At 75.3% G+C, this 18,411-nt stretch carries 19 protein-coding genes; 3 read left to right on the forward strand and 16 right to left on the reverse strand.

Annotated features, from left to right (window positions below):
* Positions 1-54 precede the first annotated feature (54 nt).
* The 7 genes from ACIQVD_RS18445 to ACIQVD_RS18475 all read right to left on the reverse strand — a co-directional run bounded on the left by ACIQVD_RS18445 (position 55) and on the right by ACIQVD_RS18475 (position 5,145).
* Complete coding sequence (locus ACIQVD_RS18445; protein ID WP_402290291.1) at positions 55-525, reverse strand: hypothetical protein; 471 nt, start codon at positions 523-525, stop codon at positions 55-57.
* Complete coding sequence (locus tag ACIQVD_RS18450; RefSeq protein ID WP_402290294.1) at positions 513-1,025, reverse strand: hypothetical protein; 513 nt, start codon at positions 1,023-1,025, stop codon at positions 513-515. The genes ACIQVD_RS18445 and ACIQVD_RS18450 overlap by 13 nt, the downstream gene beginning before the upstream one ends.
* A 206-nt stretch (positions 1,026-1,231) precedes the next feature.
* Positions 1,232-1,816, reverse strand: coding sequence for a TetR family transcriptional regulator (locus ACIQVD_RS18455; protein WP_402290296.1), 585 nt, complete (start codon positions 1,814-1,816; stop codon positions 1,232-1,234).
* A gap of 88 nt (positions 1,817-1,904) precedes the next feature.
* Positions 1,905-2,894, reverse strand: coding sequence for an aldo/keto reductase (locus ACIQVD_RS18460; protein ID WP_402290299.1), 990 nt, complete (start codon positions 2,892-2,894; stop codon positions 1,905-1,907).
* A gap of 182 nt (positions 2,895-3,076) precedes the next feature.
* Positions 3,077-4,009, reverse strand: a complete 933-nt coding sequence (locus ACIQVD_RS18465; RefSeq protein WP_402290302.1) for a hypothetical protein — start codon at positions 4,007-4,009, stop codon at positions 3,077-3,079.
* Positions 4,010-4,068: 59 nt separating this feature from the next.
* Entirely contained in the window at positions 4,069-4,707 is a 639-nt protein-coding gene (locus tag ACIQVD_RS18470) for a hypothetical protein (RefSeq protein WP_402290304.1), read from the reverse strand.
* A gap of 186 nt (positions 4,708-4,893) precedes the next feature.
* Positions 4,894-5,145 carry a hypothetical protein gene (locus tag ACIQVD_RS18475; RefSeq protein ID WP_402290307.1) on the reverse strand — a complete coding sequence of 84 codons (252 nt, stop codon included), beginning with the start codon at positions 5,143-5,145 and terminating at the stop codon, positions 4,894-4,896.
* On the opposite strand from ACIQVD_RS18475, the gene ACIQVD_RS18480 reads away from it, so the two are divergent.
* On the forward strand, positions 5,146-5,982 hold the full coding sequence (locus ACIQVD_RS18480; protein WP_402290309.1) for an NAD(P)H-binding protein: 837 nt from the start codon (positions 5,146-5,148) through the stop codon (positions 5,980-5,982).
* Positions 5,983-6,013: 31 nt separating this feature from the next.
* Here ACIQVD_RS18480 and ACIQVD_RS18485 read toward each other — a convergent pair whose 3' ends face one another.
* The 6 genes from ACIQVD_RS18485 to ACIQVD_RS18510 all read right to left on the reverse strand — a co-directional run bounded on the left by ACIQVD_RS18485 (position 6,014) and on the right by ACIQVD_RS18510 (position 12,425).
* Positions 6,014-6,901, reverse strand: a complete 888-nt coding sequence (locus tag ACIQVD_RS18485; protein ID WP_282206780.1) for a MurR/RpiR family transcriptional regulator — start codon at positions 6,899-6,901, stop codon at positions 6,014-6,016.
* Positions 6,902-7,015: 114 nt separating this feature from the next.
* The gene (locus ACIQVD_RS18490; RefSeq protein ID WP_402290311.1) at positions 7,016-8,317 is read right to left on the reverse strand and encodes a cyanophycinase; all 1,302 of its coding nucleotides are present in this window, start codon (positions 8,315-8,317) and stop codon (positions 7,016-7,018) included.
* Between the two features lie 222 nt (positions 8,318-8,539).
* Positions 8,540-9,754 carry a M20/M25/M40 family metallo-hydrolase gene (locus tag ACIQVD_RS18495; protein ID WP_402290314.1) on the reverse strand — a complete coding sequence of 405 codons (1,215 nt, stop codon included), beginning with the start codon at positions 9,752-9,754 and terminating at the stop codon, positions 8,540-8,542.
* Entirely contained in the window at positions 9,751-10,503 is a 753-nt protein-coding gene (locus ACIQVD_RS18500) for an amino acid ABC transporter ATP-binding protein (RefSeq protein WP_400681586.1), read from the reverse strand. Before ACIQVD_RS18500 ends, ACIQVD_RS18495 begins: the two co-directional genes overlap by 4 nt.
* A 16-nt stretch (positions 10,504-10,519) precedes the next feature.
* A complete protein-coding gene (locus ACIQVD_RS18505) occupies positions 10,520-11,470 on the reverse strand; it encodes an amino acid ABC transporter permease (protein WP_402290317.1) in 951 nt (316 codons plus the stop codon).
* 1 nt (position 11,471) lies between these two features.
* A complete protein-coding gene (locus tag ACIQVD_RS18510; RefSeq protein ID WP_400681310.1) occupies positions 11,472-12,425 on the reverse strand; it encodes an ABC transporter substrate-binding protein in 954 nt (317 codons plus the stop codon).
* A 321-nt stretch (positions 12,426-12,746) separates the two neighbouring features.
* On the opposite strand from ACIQVD_RS18510, the gene ACIQVD_RS18515 reads away from it, so the two are divergent.
* Both ACIQVD_RS18515 and ACIQVD_RS18520 read left to right on the forward strand, forming a co-directional pair.
* Entirely contained in the window at positions 12,747-14,018 is a 1,272-nt protein-coding gene (locus ACIQVD_RS18515) for a cyanophycinase (RefSeq protein ID WP_400681308.1), read from the forward strand.
* Positions 14,019-14,120: 102 nt separating this feature from the next.
* Complete coding sequence (locus ACIQVD_RS18520; RefSeq protein WP_402290321.1) at positions 14,121-15,074, forward strand: ABC transporter substrate-binding protein; 954 nt, start codon at positions 14,121-14,123, stop codon at positions 15,072-15,074.
* Positions 15,075-15,251: 177 nt separating this feature from the next.
* Here ACIQVD_RS18520 and ACIQVD_RS18525 read toward each other — a convergent pair whose 3' ends face one another.
* Genes ACIQVD_RS18525 through ACIQVD_RS18535 form a run of 3 tightly spaced genes read right to left on the reverse strand, consistent with a single transcriptional unit; the run spans position 15,252 to position 18,380 of the window.
* Positions 15,252-16,133 carry an N-acetylglucosamine kinase gene (locus ACIQVD_RS18525; RefSeq protein ID WP_400681303.1) on the reverse strand — a complete coding sequence of 294 codons (882 nt, stop codon included), beginning with the start codon at positions 16,131-16,133 and terminating at the stop codon, positions 15,252-15,254.
* Complete coding sequence (locus tag ACIQVD_RS18530; protein ID WP_402290324.1) at positions 16,130-17,143, reverse strand: N-acetylmuramic acid 6-phosphate etherase; 1,014 nt, start codon at positions 17,141-17,143, stop codon at positions 16,130-16,132. Before ACIQVD_RS18530 ends, ACIQVD_RS18525 begins: the two co-directional genes overlap by 4 nt.
* Positions 17,127-18,380 (reverse strand): discoidin domain-containing protein, encoded by a 1,254-nt coding sequence (locus tag ACIQVD_RS18535; RefSeq protein ID WP_402290330.1) that lies wholly within the window; start codon positions 18,378-18,380, stop codon positions 17,127-17,129. Before ACIQVD_RS18535 ends, ACIQVD_RS18530 begins: the two co-directional genes overlap by 17 nt.
* Between the last annotated feature and the right edge of the window lie 31 nt (positions 18,381-18,411).

Consider the following 18,411-nt stretch of genomic DNA (forward strand, 5'->3'; position numbering starts at 1 on the left):
GACGGCGTGCGACGGTGCGCGGCGGGGGCCGACCGCCCCTGGCGGAGGGTCGGGTCAGCAGGGGCGGAGCGACTTGAGGGCGTCGTTGAAGGCGTTGCCCCGGGTGGCGGGGGCCATCGCGGTGGCGGTGCCCTGGTAGTCCTTGCCGGGGTACCAGCAGTAGGCGACGGGCGAGTTGTCGACCCAGGCGGAGACGCCGCCGGCGCCGGTGAACCGGAAACCGTCGGGGAGCCGGAGGCTTTCGGTGTCGGGGAGTTCGGTGCCGGGCAGCAGCGCGACGGCGGCGTGGTCGAAGTGGACGCCGTCGTAGAGGCAGACCCAGCCGACCGGGCAGTCGACCTGCCGGGCGGTGCGACTGTCCCCGTTCAGGACGTGCACCCCGGGCGGGTTGCTCGCGGCGGCGGGAGCGGCGGGCTGGGCGGTGCCCGGGGCGGCGGCCACCGGGGCGGCGGCGGTGAGCAGCAGGACGGCGGTGGCGGCGGCAGCGAGGGCGCGGCGCGGGCGCGGGGGCGTCAGGAGTTCCACGGCGTCCCCAGCAGTTTGAGGTCGGTGGCCCGGTCGGGGGTGTCGGCGGTCCACCACACCTGGGCGTTGGCGCCCTTCTCGATGGCGAAGTCGGCGGTCGCGGTCCGCCCGGGCTCGATCTGCCGCCAGATGACGTCGCTGGTGCCGCGCAGGGTGGCGGCGCACTTCGCGGCGTCGAGGTTGGGGGCCTTGCCGCCGTCGCAGTCGTGGACGACCAGCGAGAGGTCGGCGGGCGCGTGGCCGGTGTTGGTGAAGGCGAGCCGTCCGCCGCCGGCGGTCTGGCACCAGGTGACGGTGCCCCCGGTGACGGGGAGGGCGGGCCCGGCGGCGCCGGTGCAGACCGGTTCGGTGTCGCGGGCGGCGGGCGGCATCGCGGCACCGGTACCGGGCTCGGGGGCGGGGGCGGGACCGGGTGCGGGGACGACGGCGGTCAGTGCGAGGACGCCGACGGGGACGGCGAGGGCCGCGGGGAGGCGGCGGCGCCAGGGGGTGCGGGGCATGTCTCTCCTGCTCGGCTGGAAGCCCGTGGGACGGGACGGCCGCCGATCCGCTCGGCGGTCACGCCCAGTCATCACCAGGAGGGGCGCCCGCTAGCGCTTCGTTGACGCACTGTCACCCGATCGGCCAGCCCCGGGGCCACGCCCGGGCGATCCGGCACCGCCGCCCGACCGGTGACGGAGCGTCGACCCACGGCGGCCGGTGCCGGTCAGCGCGGGGCGAGCCCGGTCAGCAGCAGGTCGACGACGGCGTCCAGGTCGGCGTCGTTGGTCGGGGAGGTCCAGTCGGCGGCGTGGGCGGGGTGGTGGAAGCGGGCCGTGGCCTGGAAGGCGGCCCGGCCCGCGACGGCCGGGTCCGCCGCGGCGAGGTCGCCCGCGGCGACTCCGGCGGCGACGATCCGGGCGAGCTGCCCGGCCAGCTCGTCCTCGTGCGCGGTGACGACGGCGGTCGCCTCGCCGATCAACTCCCGGAAGGTGCGCTGTAGTTCGGGGTCCTGGAGGGCGTACTGCCGCTTGGTCGCGTTGAGGGCGCGCACCCAGTGGCGCAGCCGTTCGGGGGCCGGGAGGGCCGGGTCGTCGGCGATCGCGGCCATCGGCGCGGACGTCCGGCGCAGCCAGCGTTCGGCGACCGCCTCGCGCAGGGCCGCCTTGGTGCCGAAGTGGCGGTAGACGCTGCCGTGGCTGACGCCGAGCGCGCGGGCGACGTCCACCACGGTCGCCTTCGCCGGGCCGTAGCGGCGCAGGACCTCCTCGGCGGTGTCGAGGATCCGCTCGGCGGTCAGCTGTTCGGTCATGGCCTCGAGGTTACCGTTCGCCCACGTCGTCCCCGGTCCGGGCCGGACGACCGGTCCGGACCGGGCCGGACCCGCTCCGCGTCCGCGCCTACCGCTCGCTGTCGAGCATCGCCATCTGCGCCGGGTCGTAGCGCTCGCCGCGGGCGGCGTCGGCGGGCACGGCGGCCTCGATGGCGGCGAGGTCGGCCGGGGCCAGGGTGACGTCGAGGGCGCCGAGCGCCTCGTCCAGGCGGTCGCGGCGGCGCGCGCCGATCAGCGGGACGAGTCCGTCGCCGCGGCCGAGCACCCAGGCGATGGCGAGCTGGGCGACCGTCACCCGCTTCTCCTCGGCGATCGCCCGCAGCGCCTCGACCAGGGCGAGGTTGTGGTCGAGGGCGTCGCCGCTGAAGCGCGGCAGGTGGGCGCGGAAGTCCCCGGCGGCGGCCTGCGGCTTCCAGTGGCCGCTGATCAGGCCGCGCGAGAGCACGCCGTAGGCGGTGACGGCGACGCCGAGTTCGTCGGCGGTGGGCAGGATGTCCTGCTCGATGCCGCGCGAGATCAGCGAGTACTCGATCTGGACGTCGGTGATCGGGTGGACGGCGTGGGCGCGGCGCAGTGTCTCCGCGCTCACCTCGGACAGGCCGATGTGCCGGATCCAGCCCTTCTCGACCAGTTCGGCGAGCGTGCCGACCACGTCCTCGATCGGGAACTCGGGGCTGATCCGGGCCGGCCGGTAGACGTCGATGTGGTCCGTCCCGAGCCGCTGGAGGCTGTAGGCGACGAAGTTCCTGATCGCGGCGGGGCGCAGGTCCACCCCGTGGAAGGCGCCGTCCGCGTCGCGCAGCGCCCCGAACTTGACGCTGATGACGGCCCGCTCGCGGTCGCGTCCGCGCAGTGCCTCCTGGAGCAGCATCTCGTTGTGCCCCATGCCGTAGAAGTCGCCGGTGTCGAGCAGCGTGACGCCCCGGTCGAGGGCGGCGTGCACGGTGGCGATGCTCTCGGCCCGGTCGGCCGGGCCGTACATGCCGGACATGCCCATCAGTCCCAGGCCGAGGCGGGAGACGGACGGGCCGGTGGTGCCGAGCGTGGTGTTCTCCATGGCTCCACCGTACGCGCGCCGCTGACAGATTTCAAAAACTGTCAGTCCAATTCTGTCGGGACGGTGTGGCGCGCCCGCAGTGACAGTGGCGGCGCGCGGCCGAGCCCCCGGCCGGGATCTGGTCGGGGGCTCGGCCGGGGGCGCGGTCGCAGGCACTGCCGCGGGCGCGGTCGTGGTCGCGGTCAGACCGCGAGGAGCTGCTGGAGCAGGTCGCGGTACTCGCGCAGCGAGAGGCGCAGGTCCTCGGTGCGGGAGGAGTCGTCCGCCGCGCCCCGGCGCTCGCCGTTCTTGTCGCCGTCGGCGTGCCACGAGTCGCGCAGCGCGGTGCGGCGCTCGCGCAGGCCCTCGGTCAGCCGCTGCACCGTCTCGTCCAGCGCCTTGTCCGCCTCCTGCACGGCCTGGCGCGGGTCGTCCACGAAGGTGCCTATCGCGTGGTCCATCCGCTGCGTCAGCTGCGAGGTGAGGTCCGAGGGGATGAGCGGCTGGTGGGTGCCGGAGCCGTCCGCCGTGCGCGGCTGCCCGGCGGCGGCCCGGGTGCGGTCGCGGTCCTCGTCCTTCGCTGTCGCGCCGGTGGCGGTGCCCGCACCGGTGGTCTCCACGCCGGTGGCGGCGGCCCGGATGCGGTCGCGGTCCTCGTCCTTCGCCGTCACGCCGGAGGTGGCGCCCGCACCGGTGGTCTCCACGCCGGTGGCGGCGGCCCGGATGCGGTCGCGGTCCTCGTCCTTCGCCGTCACGCCGGTGGCGGTGCCCGCACCGGTGGTGGCGGCGGCGATGGTGGTGCCCGTCGGCGCGGGGCGCTGGGCGCCGCCGGTCACGGGCCGGGTGTCACCGGTGCCGCGCGGCGTCTCGTCGCTCGTCACGAACCGGCCCGGGGCGCCGTTACGGGGGAAGCGGTGCGGGTCGGTCGCGTCGGCCGTCTCGCGCCGCACCTCCTCCGCCTGCCCGTCCTGCTCCGGCCGCCCCAGTCGGCCGGCGGCGTCGCGGTTGCGGTCGGCGTCGCGGTTGCGGTCGGCGGCGGGGGTGCGGGCGCCGTCCTGAGCGGTGTCGGTGTCGGTGTCAGTGTCGGCGTCGGCGTTGAGGGCGTCGGTGCGTCGGCCGTGGTCGCTGATGGTCATGCGGTCCTCCTCGAAGAACGGTGGAGCGGCGGTGTCGTGGCGGGGGTCCGGGCCCGTGTTCAGGCGTGGTGCTCGCGCTGCGTCGGCACCTGCCGGGTGCGGCGGGCGGTCGGCGTGCGGTCCTTGGTGGTGGTGTGGGTCGCGACGCGCTCCGGCTCGCCGTCCGGGCCGATCAGCGCGAGGAACAGGTCCCGGGCCCGGACCAGGGCCGCGCGCTGCTCCTCGGTGTTCTTGGCCCGCCCGGCGGTGTCCGGCCGGGAGATCGCGTGCAGCACCCGGTAGGACTCGACGTGCTCGCCGTGGTCGACCGAGATGGTGTCGATCTGCGCGTCCACGTCGGAGTCGGGGTAGCCGCGCTCGCGGGCCACCCGGGCCAGCAGCGCTTCCGCGTCGGCCAGGGCCTGCCGGGGGTCGTCGACGAAACGCGTCTTGACCTGCGCCCACTGCTGCTCGGCCCGGGCGCGCTCGGCGCTGCTCAGCGGGGTGAGCGTCAGTTCCCGGTGGCGTTCGACGCGCTGGGCGAGCTCGCGCTCGGCCGCGGTGGTGTCGCCGTTGTGGCGGGCGACGGTGCGCTCGTACTCGGGCCCGAACCGGCGGCTCAGGCTCGGGTGCTGCTGGCGACGGCGGAGGGCGAACGCACCGAGCGCCGCCACCACCACGACGATCACGACGATCGCCACGATCAGACCGCTGGACATGCTCTGCCTCCTGACGCGGGGGCCGCTCGGGCCGCCCTGTTCGGTTCGCTCGCGGTTTCGGGTGACCCGTATCACGCTCCCCAAACACCGCAGCTCTCCTGACGGCCCGTCAGGAACCCCCCGCGTCCGCCGCCCTTCCCCTCCCGCGCGACCTGGTCGGGCGAGGCGCCGCCGGCAGCGGGGGCACTACTGCAGGCGGTCCAGGATCTCCCGGTGGTGGCCGCTGACCACCCGCAGTCCGTCCAGCGGGGACCAGCGGTGGGCGTCGTGCTCGGTGAGCGTGACGGGGGTCCCGTCGGGGACGGCGGCGGTGAAGGCGAACTGGCGGGCCCGTCCGGCGGTGCACCGCGGGATGTCACACCCGGCGCCCCGTCCGACTCTCGGGTTCGAACGGCGGGGCAGCGGCCCCGCCGGCGCGAGCGGACGAGGAGCGGACACATGATCATGGTGACGGGCGCGACCGGAACGGTCGGACGCGAGGTGGTGCGGCTGCTGGCCGCCCGGGGCGTCGAGGTGGCCGCCGTCACCCGCGATCCGGCGGCGCGGTTCCCCGACGGGGTCCGGCGGGTGGTGGGCGACCCGTCCCGGCCCGGGTCGCTGGCGGGGGCGCTGGACGGGGTGGCGGCGCTGCTGCTGAGCCCGCGGGCCGTCGGCGGGGCGGCGGCCGAGCTGCTGGCGCTGGCGGCGGAGCGCGGGGTGCGGCGGGTGGTGGTGCTGTCGGCCGTGACCGTGGAGTACGGCGGCGGGTACCGGCGTTTCGCCGCGGAGTTCGAACGGATCGAGGCGGCGGCCCGGGCCTCCGACCTGACCTGGACGTTCCTGCGCTGCGCCGACTTCGCCGCCAACACCCTCGCCTGGGCCCCGCAGATCCGGGCCACCGGCACCGCCCGCGGCGTGCACGGCGCGGCCGCCACCTCCCCCGTCCACGAGCGGGACGTCGCCGAGGCCGCCGTCCTGGCCCTGCGGGAGGACGGTCACGCGGGCCGGGCGTACGCCCTCACCGGCCCCCGGTCCCTCACCCAGTACGACCGGGCCCGCCTGCTCGGCGAGGTGCTCGGCCGGGAGGTCACCTTCGAGGAGGTCCCCCCGGAGGTGCTGCGCCGCTCCCTGCTCGCCCAGGGCCTGCCCGCCGACGTCCCCGACCGCCTGATCGGCTACGCCGCCGCCTGCCTGGCCGCCCCGGGCCCCACCACCGACGCCCTCCCCCGCCTCCTCTCCCACCCGGCCCGCACCTTCACCACCTGGGCCGCCGACCACGCCCCCGCCTTCACCTGACCGCCCGCCCCTCCCCCCTCCCGGCCCGGGATCAGGTCAGGCCGATGCGTCCGGCGGTCTCCTCGACGTGCTTCAGGTGCTCGGGGGCCCGCTCTCCCAGCGCGGTGACGAGACCGGCGACGACGGTCTCCACCACGGCGAGGGTCGGCACCAGGCTGTCGTACGGGGACGGTGCGCCGACCTGGCTGGAGAGGACGACCTCGGCCTGGGTGCTGACGGGCGACAGCCAGGCGTCGGTGAACAGGATGACGCGTCCGCCGGCTTCGCGGACGAGTTCGGCGAGGGTGACCTTGTCCGTCTCGTAGCGGCGGTAGTCGAAGACGACCAGCACGTCGCGGCGGCCGAGCGCGGCGAGCAGCGCCGTCCGCTCGACCGGCCGGTCGGGGAGGAAGCGCACGTCGTCGCGGAGCTGCATCAGGTGCAGGCCGAGGTACTGGGCGAGCAGGTGGGTGAAGCGCCCGCCGGCCAGGGTGACGCGGCGTTTGGGGTCGGCGAGCAGCTGCACGGCCCGTTCCAGCTCGTGCGGGCTGACCTCGGCCAGGGTGCGGTCGACGGCCGCGGTGAACACCTCGCGGCCGTGCGCGAGCAGACCCGCCGTGCCCGGCTGCGGAGGGCGCCCGCCGTCCTCGCCGGTGCCGCCGTGGCGCGCGGTGCTGTAGAGGGTCAGCGGCGACGCCTGGCGCTCGTCGAGTTCGGTGCGCAGTGCGGCCTGGAAGTCGGGGAAGCCGCGGTAGCCGAGCCGGTTGACGAACCGGATGACGGTGGGGGCGCTGACGTCGGCGCGTTCGGCGAGGGTGGCGACCGTCTCGAAGCCCGCGGCCGGCCACCCGGCGAGCAGGACGCGCCCGACCTTCCGCTCGGCGGGGCTGCAGTCGCCGAGGCGCTGGCGGATGTCCTCGGCGAGCGTGACGGGTGCCATGGCGCGGTTCCTTTCCCGGGCGTCGGCGGGGTGGACGGTCCGGAGCTGTGGTGGTCCGCAGCCTAGCGAAGGGCGGGGCCGCGGGGATCTTGTTCGGGGATGTCGGCCGCGGGCCTACTGCCGGGTGGGCGCGATCGCCAGGTCGAGGTCGGTGAACGAGGCGGCGGTGGCGCCGTCGAGCGTCCAGGCCCGGGTGTCGGGTCGGCGCCGGAGGGTGACGGTGAAGGCGGGGCCGGTCTCGTAGGTGGTGGCGGTGGCGGTGCGCCGGGTGCGCTGGGCGGTGAGGGCGCGGGCGGTGCCGGAGAGCGAGTAGGGGGTGCCGTCCGGGTCGTCGATCGAGTAGAAGGCGTCGTGGTTGGCGGGGACGGGGGCGGTGCCGGCGGGCCTGAGGCGGTCCTTGGCGGGGGCGGGCCGCACGGTCCAGGTGCGCGGGGCGTACCGGTCGCCGTCGGTGAGGTAGCTGTAGCGGACGCCGTCGACGCTCCAGCGGCCGCCGGTCGTGCGGGCGCGGGCGTGGCGCAGGTCGAGGACGGTGACGCCGTGGGTGCCGAGCACCCGCAGGGTCTCGTCGCGGGTGCCGGCGTGCTCGACCTCGATCGCGGTGTCCTCGTCCAGGGCGAACACCCGGTCGTGGCCGGTGTCGGCGGCCAGCCGGACGGCGCGGCCCTCGCGGCCGTAGGTGCCGGTGTGGGTGTCCAGCAGGCCGGCGTCGAAGAGGCCGAAGCCGCCGCGCGGGAGGTAGCCGAGCCGGGTGGGGTCGTCGAAGTACCCGGGAGCGCTGCCGTCGCGCAGGGCCTGGTAGCTGTCGCCGCCGGTGACCATGTCCGGTCCGGAGGCGATCTGGGCGCCGGCGCTGGAGCCCGCGACGACGGCGCCGGCGGCGAGCTTGCGGCGGATGGCCGCCAGGACCTTGGAGTCGGTGTGGGCGTCGCCGTGCAGCAGGGTGGTGACGTAGCGGTACTGGTCGCCGCCGCCGAAGAAGAAGCCGGTCATGGACTCGACCCGGGCGACCACGGCGTCCGAGTCGGCGGCGTCGAGGTGGTCGAGGTCGACCGGGATCCACTGGGCGTCGGCGGCGCCGTGGTGGCGCAGCAGGTCGGCGTAGTAGGCGCCGTTGCAGGCCGAGTTGGAGCACGTGGCGGGGTCGGCGGCGTCGGGGTCCTGGCTCTCGGGGACGGAGGCGGCGGTGAGGACGCCGATCCGGGCCTTCCCGGCGCCGCCGGCCTTGGCGATGATCTCCTGGTAGATCTCGGCGTTGTCGTCCTTGAGCCCGCCCCCGACCAGGACCAGCGTGCCGCCGGGGTGGGCGGGGGCCGGGGCGGCGAGGGCGGACGGGGCGGACGCGGCGAGGGCGGCCAGGGCGGCGGCGAGGACGAGGGCGACCCGGCGGGGGCGGGCGGGGAGGTGGCGGTTCATCCGTGGTCTCCAGGTGCGATCGGGCCGGTGCGTGCGGGGGTGCGGCGGGCCCGGACCGGCACCCGGCGGTGTCCGGTGCGGGCCCGCCGGGGGTGGGAGCGGCGGTTCGCGGGTGCCCGGGCGGAGCCGGGCCGTTCGGTGGTGCGGGCCGTTCGGTGGTGCGGGCCGTTCGGTGGTGCGAGGGGGGAACGGTTGGTGCGAGGGGGTACGGCGGGTGCGGGCTCAGGCCCGCCGGAGGCGTTCGACCAGGGTGGCCAGCAGGGCGATCCGGGTCGGCACGCTGGCGGTGTCGAGCCACTCCTCGGGGGTGTGGTCGGCTCCGCCGACGGGGCCGAGTCCGTCGAGGGTGGGGACGCCGAGGCCGGAGGTGAGGTTGGCGTCGCCGACGCCGCCGGTGGCGGCGCCGCCCACGGTGAGGCCGAGGTCGGCGGCGGCGCTCCGGGCCAGGGCGAGGACGGCGCGGGTCGCGGGGCCGAACTCCATCGGCGGGCACAGGTCGAGCTGGTCGACCCGGGCGGTGGTGCCCGGGACGGCGGTGCGGCTCGCGGTGGCCCGGATCGCGTCGAGGGCGGTGCGCAGGGCGGCGCTGGTGGCGGCCCTGACCTCGACCTGGAGTTCGGCCTCGGGGCAGACGATGTTCGGCCGGGTGCCGGCCCGGACGACGCCGACGTTCAGGGTGACGCCCGGCCAGGTGTCGTTGAGGGCCTGGAGGGCGACCACCAGGTGGGCGGCGGCGAGGGCGGCGTTGGCGCCGCGTTCGGGTTCGATGCCGGCGTGCGCGGCCCGTCCGGTGACGGTGACGAGCAGGTCGGCGACGCCCTTGCGCTGGACGACCAGGTCGCCGTTCTCCCGGGCGCACTCCAGGCCGAGCGCGAAGTCCGCGCCGCGGCAGAGCAGTTCGGTCACCGGGCGGCTGGCGGGCGAGCCGACCTCCTCGTCGGGGGTGGCGATCAGGACGAGTTCGGCGAAGGCGGTCCGCCGGTGGCGGACCAGCAGTTCGGCGGCGGTGACGCCGGCCAGCAGGCCGCCCTTGTCGTCGCTGACTCCCGGCCCGTACGCCCGGGTTCCGACGGCGCGGAACGGTCGGGCGGCGGCGGTGCCGTCCTCGAAGACGGTGTCCATGTGGCCGATCAGGACGATCCGGGCCCCGCCTTCCTCGGGCCGCAGGGTGCCGGGCAGCCGGGCCACCAGGACGTCGCCGAAGGTGCGGCCCCCGACGGGGTCGACGGCGAGGCGCTCGGTGCTGAACCCGATGCCGTGCAGGCGGTGCCGGAGCCGGTCGGCGACCCGGTTGACCCCGTCCCGGTGGTGGCTGCCGGAGTCGACGGCGACCAGGTCGGCCAGGTCGGCGAGGTAGCGGGGCAGGGCGGCCCGGGCGGCGTCCAGCAGCACCGCGGCGCGCGGGTCGGGGACGGCCCGGGTGGGGGCGGCGCTCACAGGACCTTGGACAGGAAGGCGCGGGTGCGCTCCTGCTCCGGTTCGACCAGCACGGTGCGGGGGTGTCCGGCCTCGACGACCACGCCCTCGTCCATGAAGACGGCGGTGTCGCCGACCTCGCGGGCGAAGCCGATCTCGTGGGTGACCACGACCATCGTCATGCCGTCGGCGGCCAGGTCGCGCATCACGTCCAGGACGTCGCCGACGAGTTCAGGGTCGAGGGCGGAGGTCGGCTCGTCGAAGAGCATCAGTTTGGGCTCCATGGCCAGCGCGCGGGCGATCGCGACCCGCTGCTGCTGGCCGCCGGAGAGCTGGGCGGGGTAGTGGTCGGCGCGGTCGGCGAGGCCGACCCGGTCCAGCAGCCGCAGCGCCTCGGCGCGGGCGGCGGCGCGGTTGACGCCGGCGACCCGGACCGGTGCCTCGGTGACGTTCTCCAGCGCGGTCAGGTGCGGGAAGAGGTTGAAGCGCTGGAAGACCATGCCGATCTCGCGGCGGCGCTCGGCGACCTCGGCCTCGCGCAGTTCGTGCAGCCGGGTGCCGGACTGCCGGTAGCCGACCAGGTCGCCGTCGACGGTCAGGCGTCCGCCGTCGACCTTCTCCAGGTGGTTGATGCAGCGCAGGAAGGTGGACTTGCCGGAGCCGGACGGGCCGAGCAGGCAGCAGACCTGTCCGCGCTCCACGGTCAGGTCGACGCCCTTGAGGACTTCCAGCCTGCCGAAGTGCTTGCGCACGCCCTCGGCGTGCACCATGGGCCGGGCCATCGGTTCAGCCCTTCCGTTCGCGGGTGGTGGGGAGCAGGCCGGGGAGGCCGGTGAGCATCCGCCGCATCGGGGAGACGTGCCCGGCGCGGGCGGTGCCGCGGCCGTAGCGGCGCTCCAGCCAGGACTGCGGCACGGAGAGCACGGTGACCAGCGCCAGGTACCACAGGGCGGCGACCACCAGCATCGGGATGACCTGGTAGTTCTGGGCGTAGACGTCCTGGATGTTGGACATCAGGTCGTGCGCGGCGATCACCGAGACGTACGCGGTGGTCTTGAGCATGTTGATGGTCTCGTTGCCCATCGGCGGGATGATGACCCGCATGGCCTGCGGCAGCACGATCCGGCGCATCGTCAGGACGGGCTTCATGCCCAGCGAGTGGGCGGCCTCGGTCTGGCCGGGGTCGACGGACTGGATGCCGGCCCGGATGATCTCGGAGGCGTAGGCGGCCTCGTTCAGGCCCAGCGCCAGCAGCGCGGCGACGGACGCCGGGAGCAGGTCGTTGGTGTCGAACTCCACGAAGGTGACGGTGGTGAACGGGATGCCGATCATCAGGTGCTTGTAGAGCGCGGCCGCGTAGCCCCAGAAGAGGATCTGGACCAGCAGCGGGGTGCCGCGGAACAGCCAGACGAAGCCGGTGGACAGGCCGTACAGGACGGGGTTGTCGGACAGCCGCAGGACGGCGACCAGGGTGCCCAGGCCGAGGCCGACCGCCATCGCGGCGGCGGTCAGCCACAGGGTGGTGGCCAGGCCGTCGAAGATCAGGCCGGCGAAGAGGTAGTGGCCGACGACGTCCCAGTGCAGGTTGGGATTCTTGGCGAGCGAGCCGACCAGGCCGACCAGCGCGACCAGGGCCGCGGCGGCGGCGATCCACCGCCCCCAGTGCCGGACCGGGACGGCCACCAGGTCGTCCGGCCGGGCGGGGGCCGCCTCGGCGGGGCGTGCGGTGACGGGCATGTCAGTCCACCGCGCTGTTCTTGGTGGCCTGCTGCACGGCGATCGAGGCGACGCCGTACTTGTCGTAGATCCTGGCGAGCGAGCCGTCGTCGATCAGGGACTGGAGTGCCTTCTGCACGGCGTCGGTCAGCTGCGGCAGGTTCTTGGCGACGGCGATGCCGTTCGGGGAGGCGTTGTAGCCGCCGAGCGCGGCCGGGTCGTCGGCGAGCTCGAAGGCGGCGCCGCCGTCGGCGGTCTTGGCGGTCCAGCCGGCGGCGGGCTTGGTGAGCACGTCGGCGACCACCTTGCCGGAGCGCAGCGCGAGTTGGGCGTCGGAGTCCTTGGGGAAGGTCTGCACGTCGACGGCGCCCTTGCCCAGCTCGCGGCACCTGTCCTGGTGCTTCTCCAGCAGCTTCTGCTGGTTGGTGGCGGTCTGCACGGCGACGGGGTGGCCGCACAGGTCGTCGAGGGTGGCGATCTTCTGCGGGTTGCCCTTGGCGACCAGGATGCCGCTGCCGGAGACCGAGTAGTCGACGAAGTCGACGACCTGCTCGCGCTCCTTGTTGTCGGTGATGGCGCTGATCGCGGCGTCGTACTTGCCGGCCTGGAGAGCGGGGACGATGCCGTCGAACTTCTGCGCGGTGAACTCGAAGCGGACGCCGAGCTTGGCGCCGACGGCCTGCCCGAGGTCGTAGTCGAGTCCGGTCATCTCCTGGCTGCCCTCGGAGACGTACATCTCGAACGGCGGGTAGGGGACGTCGGTGGCGACCCGGACCTTGCCGGACTTCCTGACCGCGTCGGGCAGCGCGTCGTGCAGGGCCCGGTCCGGGGTGATGCTGACGCCCGCGACGGTCACGGGGGCCGTGGCGGAGGCGCCGACGGCGGCCGGGGCGGTGGAGCCGCACGCGGTGGCGGCGAGGGCCGCGGCGAGCAGGACGGCGGGCAGGGCGGTTCTGCGCAGGGCGGAGCGAGGCATGGGGGACCTTTCAGGGGTGCCGAAGCAGGCCCCGCAGACGTTACAGATCAGCCAGTTGTGGCGCTAGATGTAATGGCGGATACGAATGGGTAACGGCGACCTTGTGGGCGGTGAACCAGACCACAATGGCACGTCCGTGTAAAACCTCCGGCGAACCGGTCATTACATCTATCCGTCTCCGTCGAGCTTCTGTATGTTCCGTTTCATCGCTCGCCGGGCCCCCACCCCCCGTCGTCCGAGCACCTGCCCGTGCGCATCCGACGCCCGGGCCCCTCCGCCCGGAGCCCCACCGCGCCCGGGCCCTCCCCCACGGAGCAGCCAGTGCCCTCCACCGCTCGCCGCACCTCCGCCCTCGCCGTCGCCGCCGCCCTCACCGCGGCGCTCGGCGCCCTCGCGCCGGTCGGCGCGGCGCACGCCGCCACCGGCCCCGGCGCCCTGATCCTGGGCGGCGGCGCCATCGCCGACACCAACAGCGCCGTCTACGGCACCTTCGTCGCCAAGTCCGGCGGCTCCGCGGCGCGGATCGGCGTGATCACCGCCGCCTCCGTCGTCCCCGCCGACGACCCGGACGCCGACGACCCGGCCACCTGCTCCAACTCCGTCTGCAACGGCGCCTACTACACCGGCCTGCTGAAGAACAGCTACGGTGCGGCCGACGCCCAGTGGATCCCGATCGACCTGGACCACATCTCCAACAACGCCAGCCAGAGCGTCATCAACCAGATCAACTCGATGACCGGCTTCTTCTTCGGCGGCGGCGACCAGAGCCGCCTGGTCACCACCCTGATGAAGAGCGACAACAGCGACTCCCCCGCGCTGGCCGCGATCCGCGCCAAGTTCGCCGCCGGCGCGGCGATCATGGGCACCAGCGCCGGCACCGCCATCGCCAACGGCCGCGACATGGTCACCGGCGGCGAGAGCTGGGACGCCCTGCGCTACGGCCCGTACACCACGATCAGCGACAGTCACCCCGACGACCTCACCTACCGGCCCGAGGGCGGCTTCAACCTCTTCACCTCCGGCCTGATCGACACCCACTTCGCCGCCCGCGGCCGCGAGGGCCGCATCGTCCGCCTCGCCGCCGCCACCGGCCACACCCGCGCCTTCGGCATCGACGAGGACACCGCCCTGGTCGTCACCAACCCCGGTACCGCGAACGAGTCCGACGCCGTGGTCGGCACCAACGGCGTCTCGGTCCTCGACCTGCGCGGCGACACCGTCGGCACCCACAGCGGCTACTGGTCGGTCGACGGCGTCAAGTGGAGCTACCTGACCAGCGGCGACACCTACAACCCCGCCACCTGGACCGCCACCTCCGCCAAGCCCGCCTACGCCCCCACCAGCGGGACGGTCGGCAGCCGCTGGAGCGACGTCTTCTCCTCGCCCGACTCCCCCACCGACCACGCCTACCAGATGGTCAAGATGGCCAAGGAACTGGTCGGCGCCGGCCGCAGCACCACCCAGTACGGCATCAGTTACGAGAGCGGCCCGACCTTCGAGGCCGACCTCACCAAGGGCACCGGCTACAAGGCGTGGAAGAGCGGCAGCGCGATCTCCTTCGTCAACCTGACCACCCACCTGTACGTCTACTGACCCCCACTACTGACCCCCACCGCACCGGGCGGGCGGCGCACCCAGGCGCCGCCCGCCCGCCCGTCCGTCTTCCCGCCGCCCGATCCCGGAGGAACGTCCGCCATGCCCCTCTCCCCGACCCGCCGGGTGCTCCCGGCCGCCGCCGCGGCGACCGTCTGCGCGCTGGCGCTGACCGCCTGTTCGAGCTCCGCTCCGGCACCGGCCCCCACGACGACGGCCGCCGTCACGGTCAAGGGCGTCACGATCAGCGCCGACGCGAAGCTGGCCGGGGCTCTGCCCGACGCGGTCAGGAAGTCCGGCAAGGTCCGGGTCGCCACCGACGTCCCCTACCCGCCGTTCGAGATGTACGTCTCCGAGGGCAGCCAGGAGATGACCGGCATCGACTACGACCTCGGGCAGGCCGTCGGCGCCAAGCTCGGCGTCCGCTTCGAGTTCACCGCGCAGAAGTTCGACGGCCTGCTGCCGGCGGTCCAGGCCGGCAAGTTCGACGCGGTGATGTCGGCGATGACCGACAAGAAGGAGCGCCAGCAGGCCGTCGACTTCGTCGACTACGTCAACGCCGGGCCCGGCTGGCTGGTGAGGAAGGGCAACCCCGAGCACATCGCGGCCGTCACCGACGTCTGCGGCAAGAGCGTCTCCGTCCAGTCCGGCACCAACCACCAGAAGCTCCTGGAGCAGCGCCAGGAGCTGTGCCGACAGCAGGGCCTGCCCGCCATCACCGTGCTGGCCTTCGGGAAGGACTCCGAGGCCCAGCTCGCCCTGCGCTCGGGGAAGGTGAGCGCCGACTTCCTGGACGAGGTGACCGCCGCGTACGTGGCCGACACCGCGGACGGCGGCGCCGTCTTCGACACCGTGGCCGGCACCGCGGCCGTCGGCCCGGTCAGCGCCTCGCCGATCGGCATCGGCGTGGCGAAGTCCGTGCCCGGCCTGAAGGAGGCGATCCAGGGCGCGCTGCAGTCCCTGATGGACGACGGCTCCTACCAGAAGATCCTCCAGGCGTACCACGTCCCGGACATCGCGATCGCGAAGGCGACCGTCAACGGCGCGGTCGACTGACGCCTCCCGCCCCGCGACGGCCGCCCCTCCGCGGACCGCCGCCGAACCGCACGGCCGGGGCGGGACGAAGGACGTCCTCGGCGACCGGGGCAGCAGCGTGGCCGCCACCCACGAGGTCGCCATCGACGTCAGCCGCCCCTGGCTCCGGACCGGTGGCGGGAGCGGCGGGGCCGGGGGTCACCGCTCTCCGTGCCCGGGGCGCCGTGGCGTGCCCGGCGGGCGGAGGGCGGCCGCCGCGGTGGCCGCGTCGGTGGTGGGGAGGCGGGGGGCGAGGTCGGCGAGCAGGTGGCGCAGCCGGGTGCGGACGGGGCCCGGGGAGGTGGCGACCGAGCCGGTGAGCACCAGGGGCTCGCCGGGGCGGGCGGTGGCGCGGGCCAGGGCGGCGAGGTGGTCCGCGGCCGTGTCGGTGAGGGCGCGGGCGTCGGGGTCGCCGGTGGCGGCCAGCCGGCAGACGGGGGCGGCGAGTTCGGCGAGACGGCGGGGCGGTCCGTCGTAGGCCCAGCGGAGCGGGTCGTCGGCGCAGTGCGCGCGGACCAGGGCGCCCAGGGCGCTGCGGGGGTGCGCGTGGGCGTGCCGGAGGGCCTGGCGGCCGAGCCAGAAGCCGCCGCCCTCGTCGCCGAGCAGCCAGCCGAGTCCGCCGTGCTGTTCGACGGTGCGTCCGGCGTCGAGCCGGACGCAGATCGCGCCGGTGCCGGCGATCAGGACGGTGCCGGTGCCGTCGGTGACGCCGCCGGAGGCCAGCGCGGGCACGGTGTCGGGCACCAGCCGGACGGGCACGTCCAGGCGGAGGGCCGCACGGCAGCGGGCGGCGAGGGCCGCGGGGTCGGGCAGCGCCCGGTAGCCGGCCAGTCCGATCGTGCAGTCGGTGATCCGGCCGGGTGCCCGGTCGCCGAGGGCGGCGGCGGTGGCGGCGGCCAGCCGGGCGGTGACGGTGGCGGGGTCGGTGCCGGCGGCGTTGGCGCCGGGTGCGGTGCCGCGGCCGAGGACGGTGCCGGTCCGGTCGGTGAGGACGGCGCGGGTGTGGCTGCCGCCCGCGTCGATCCCGAGGCGGAGCGTCATCCGCCGGCCCCGGCCCGGGCGGCCACGGCAGCGGGGTCGCCCTCGATCAGGGCGCCGGTGGTGAGGGCGCGGACGGCGGCGAAGGGGCGGCCCCGGTGGGCGGCGAGGGCGGCGCGGGCCCGGGCGGGGGTGGCGCCGGTGGTGAGCGCGACCAGGGCGGTGGCGGTCTCCCCCGCGCAGGTGTCGAGGCAGGCGGCGGCCTCCTCGGCGGTGACCCGGCAGGAGGTGGTCAGGGTGCGGACGGCCCGTTCGCGGAGCTTCCCGTTGCGGGCGGAGGCGGCCACCATCAGGTTCGACCAGGTCCGTCCGGTGCGGACCATCAGCGCGGTGGAGAAGGCGTTGAGGGCGAGTTTCTGGGCGGTGCCCGCTTTCATCCGGGTGGAGCCGGTGACCACCTCGGGGCCGGTGGCCAGCACGACGAGCAGGTCGGCGTGGGCGGCGCCCGGCGCGTCGGGGTCGGCGGTGAGCAGCGCGGTGGCGGCCCCGGTGGCGCGGGCGGCGGCGAGGGCGCGCAGGACGTACGGGGTGCGGCCGCTCGCGGTGACGCCGATGACCAGGTCGTCGGCCCCGGGGCGGTCGGGGTCGGCCGCGTCGGGGCCGGTGTCCTCGGCGGGTTCGGCGGCCCGGCCGGCGGCGGTCGGGCCGCCGGCCAGGTGGGCGACCAGGGTCTCCGGGCCGACCCCGTAGGTGGGGCCGAGTTCCAGCGCGTCGCCGAGGGCGATCCGGCCGCCGGCGCCCGCCCCGTAGTAGTGCACCCGCCCGCCGCGGTCCAGGGCCCGGACGGCGGCGTCGACCAGGTCGGCGAGCCGGGGCAGGGCGGCGCGGACGGCGGCGGCGACGGTGGCGTCCTGGTCGTTGATCAGTTCCAGCAGGGCGGGGGTGTCGAGGGTGTCGAGCCCGGTGCTCAGCGGGTGCCGGTGCTCGGTCGGGGGGCGTGGACAGCGGGTGCCGGACGGGGTGGCCTCAGGCGGCGCGGGCTCGGACGACGTGGTCTCAGACGGCGTGGGCATCGAGGCTCCACAGCGAGTAGGCGTAGGCGGTGCCCCGGGTGGTGAGGTCGAGCCGCAGGTAGCGGCCGGTGCCGTGCAGGCCGGTGAGGTACTCGACGCCGCCGGTGCCGCCGGTCACGGTGCGCACGGTCGTCCAGGCGCTGCCGTCGGTGGAGAGCTGGACGCGGTAGGCGCTGCCGTAGCCGGTGTTCCACACCAGCCGGACGCCCTCGACGGTGCGGACGGCGCCGAGGTCGACGGTGAGGCTCTGCGGGTCGGCGTAGGCGCTGGCCCAGCGGGTGTACGGGCTGCCGTCGACCGCGTTGGGGCCGGTCAGGGTGGAGCTGTAGCTGCTGGAGACGGTGACCGGGCGGCCGAGGGCGAGGTCGGCGGCCGTGCCCTCGGGCCCGGCGGACCAGTCGAGGAACGCCCGGGTGGCGGGCAGCCAGCCCTGGCTGCCGGCGCCGCTCTGGCAGGCGGTGTCGCAGACGGCGGGGTTGGAGCCGCCCCAGATCACCGCGCCGGGCAGGCCGAGGTCGTGCAGGGTGGCGAGCTGGAAGGCGAACTGGGCGGCGGGCACCCAGGTGAGCGAGAGCGCGCCGGTGCCGTCGTGGTACTGCGGCCAGACGTAGGGCAGCACCGGGACCGCCGGGTCGATCTGCGCGGCGGCGGCCAGGTTGCCCTTCAGGGTGGTCAGCCAGCTGTCGTAGCCGGTGGCGTAGGTGTAGGCGGAGGGGAAGAAGGCGGTGTTGCGGTCCTGGGCGATCAGCTGCCGGTACAGGCCCTGGTGGGCGGTGGCGGTGTTGCCCAGCAGGCCGTACCAGCCGATGAGTTGGGTCGGCGCGACCTGGCGGGCCCAGGTCTGGAGGGTGGCCAGCCGGTTGAGGTGGTCGGCGGCGGTCGCGGCGTCCCCGGTGAGGTAGAGGCTCTCGCAGTCGAGCACCAGCGGCGCGTCGGGGTGGGTGTCGTACTGGGCGACCAGGGACTTCCAGGTCGCCTCGGCGGGCAGCGCGCCGCCGGCCACCAGCGGGGTGCAGACCCGGTTGGGCACCAGGTTGGCGGGGACGGCGCCGTGGCCGATGTCGACGCCGGCGTAGGCGGTGTCGTCGTACAGCGTGAAGGCGGCGGGGGCGGGGGCGGCGTGCGCCGGGTCCGGGGCGAGCGGCAGCAGGGCGGCGGCGACGGCCAGCAGCAGAGTCAGGACGCGGTGCGGCGCGGCGGCCGGGCGGGGGGTTCCGGTCGGGCGGGGGCTGGTCATCGGCGGTCTCCGTACGTACGGGGGAAGGTGG

Origin of the sequence: Kitasatospora sp. NPDC090308 (assembly GCF_044769485.1) — a bacterium.
Lineage (GTDB): Bacteria > Actinomycetota > Actinomycetes > Streptomycetales > Streptomycetaceae > Kitasatospora > Kitasatospora fiedleri.

Bases quoted from the DNA above. Each gene is read 5' to 3' on its own strand.
- ACIQVD_RS18500 (WP_400681586.1), bottom strand. From the start codon at position 10,503: ATGGTGCACGCCGAGGGCGTGCGCAAGCACTTCGGCAGGCTGGAAGTC.
- ACIQVD_RS18485 (WP_282206780.1), bottom strand. From the start codon at position 6,901: ATGGCACCCGTCACGCTCGCCGAGGACATCCGCCAGCGCCTCGGCGAC.
- ACIQVD_RS18460 (WP_402290299.1), bottom strand. From the start codon at position 2,894: ATGGAGAACACCACGCTCGGCACCACCGGCCCGTCCGTCTCCCGCCTC.
- ACIQVD_RS18520 (WP_402290321.1), top strand. From the start codon at position 14,121: ATGCCCCTCTCCCCGACCCGCCGGGTGCTCCCGGCCGCCGCCGCGGCG.
- ACIQVD_RS18480 (WP_402290309.1), top strand. From the start codon at position 5,146: ATGATCATGGTGACGGGCGCGACCGGAACGGTCGGACGCGAGGTGGTG.
- ACIQVD_RS18470 (WP_402290304.1), bottom strand. From the start codon at position 4,707: ATGTCCAGCGGTCTGATCGTGGCGATCGTCGTGATCGTCGTGGTGGTG.
- ACIQVD_RS18525 (WP_400681303.1), bottom strand. From the start codon at position 16,133: ATGACGCTCCGCCTCGGGATCGACGCGGGCGGCAGCCACACCCGCGCC.
- ACIQVD_RS18535 (WP_402290330.1), bottom strand. From the start codon at position 18,380: ATGACCAGCCCCCGCCCGACCGGAACCCCCCGCCCGGCCGCCGCGCCG.
- ACIQVD_RS18505 (WP_402290317.1), bottom strand. From the start codon at position 11,470: ATGCCCGTCACCGCACGCCCCGCCGAGGCGGCCCCCGCCCGGCCGGAC.
- ACIQVD_RS18530 (WP_402290324.1), bottom strand. From the start codon at position 17,143: ATGCCCACGCCGTCTGAGACCACGTCGTCCGAGCCCGCGCCGCCTGAG.
- ACIQVD_RS18455 (WP_402290296.1), bottom strand. From the start codon at position 1,816: ATGACCGAACAGCTGACCGCCGAGCGGATCCTCGACACCGCCGAGGAG.
- ACIQVD_RS18465 (WP_402290302.1), bottom strand. From the start codon at position 4,009: ATGACCATCAGCGACCACGGCCGACGCACCGACGCCCTCAACGCCGAC.
- ACIQVD_RS18450 (WP_402290294.1), bottom strand. From the start codon at position 1,025: ATGCCCCGCACCCCCTGGCGCCGCCGCCTCCCCGCGGCCCTCGCCGTC.
- ACIQVD_RS18490 (WP_402290311.1), bottom strand. From the start codon at position 8,317: ATGAACCGCCACCTCCCCGCCCGCCCCCGCCGGGTCGCCCTCGTCCTC.
- ACIQVD_RS18510 (WP_400681310.1), bottom strand. From the start codon at position 12,425: ATGCCTCGCTCCGCCCTGCGCAGAACCGCCCTGCCCGCCGTCCTGCTC.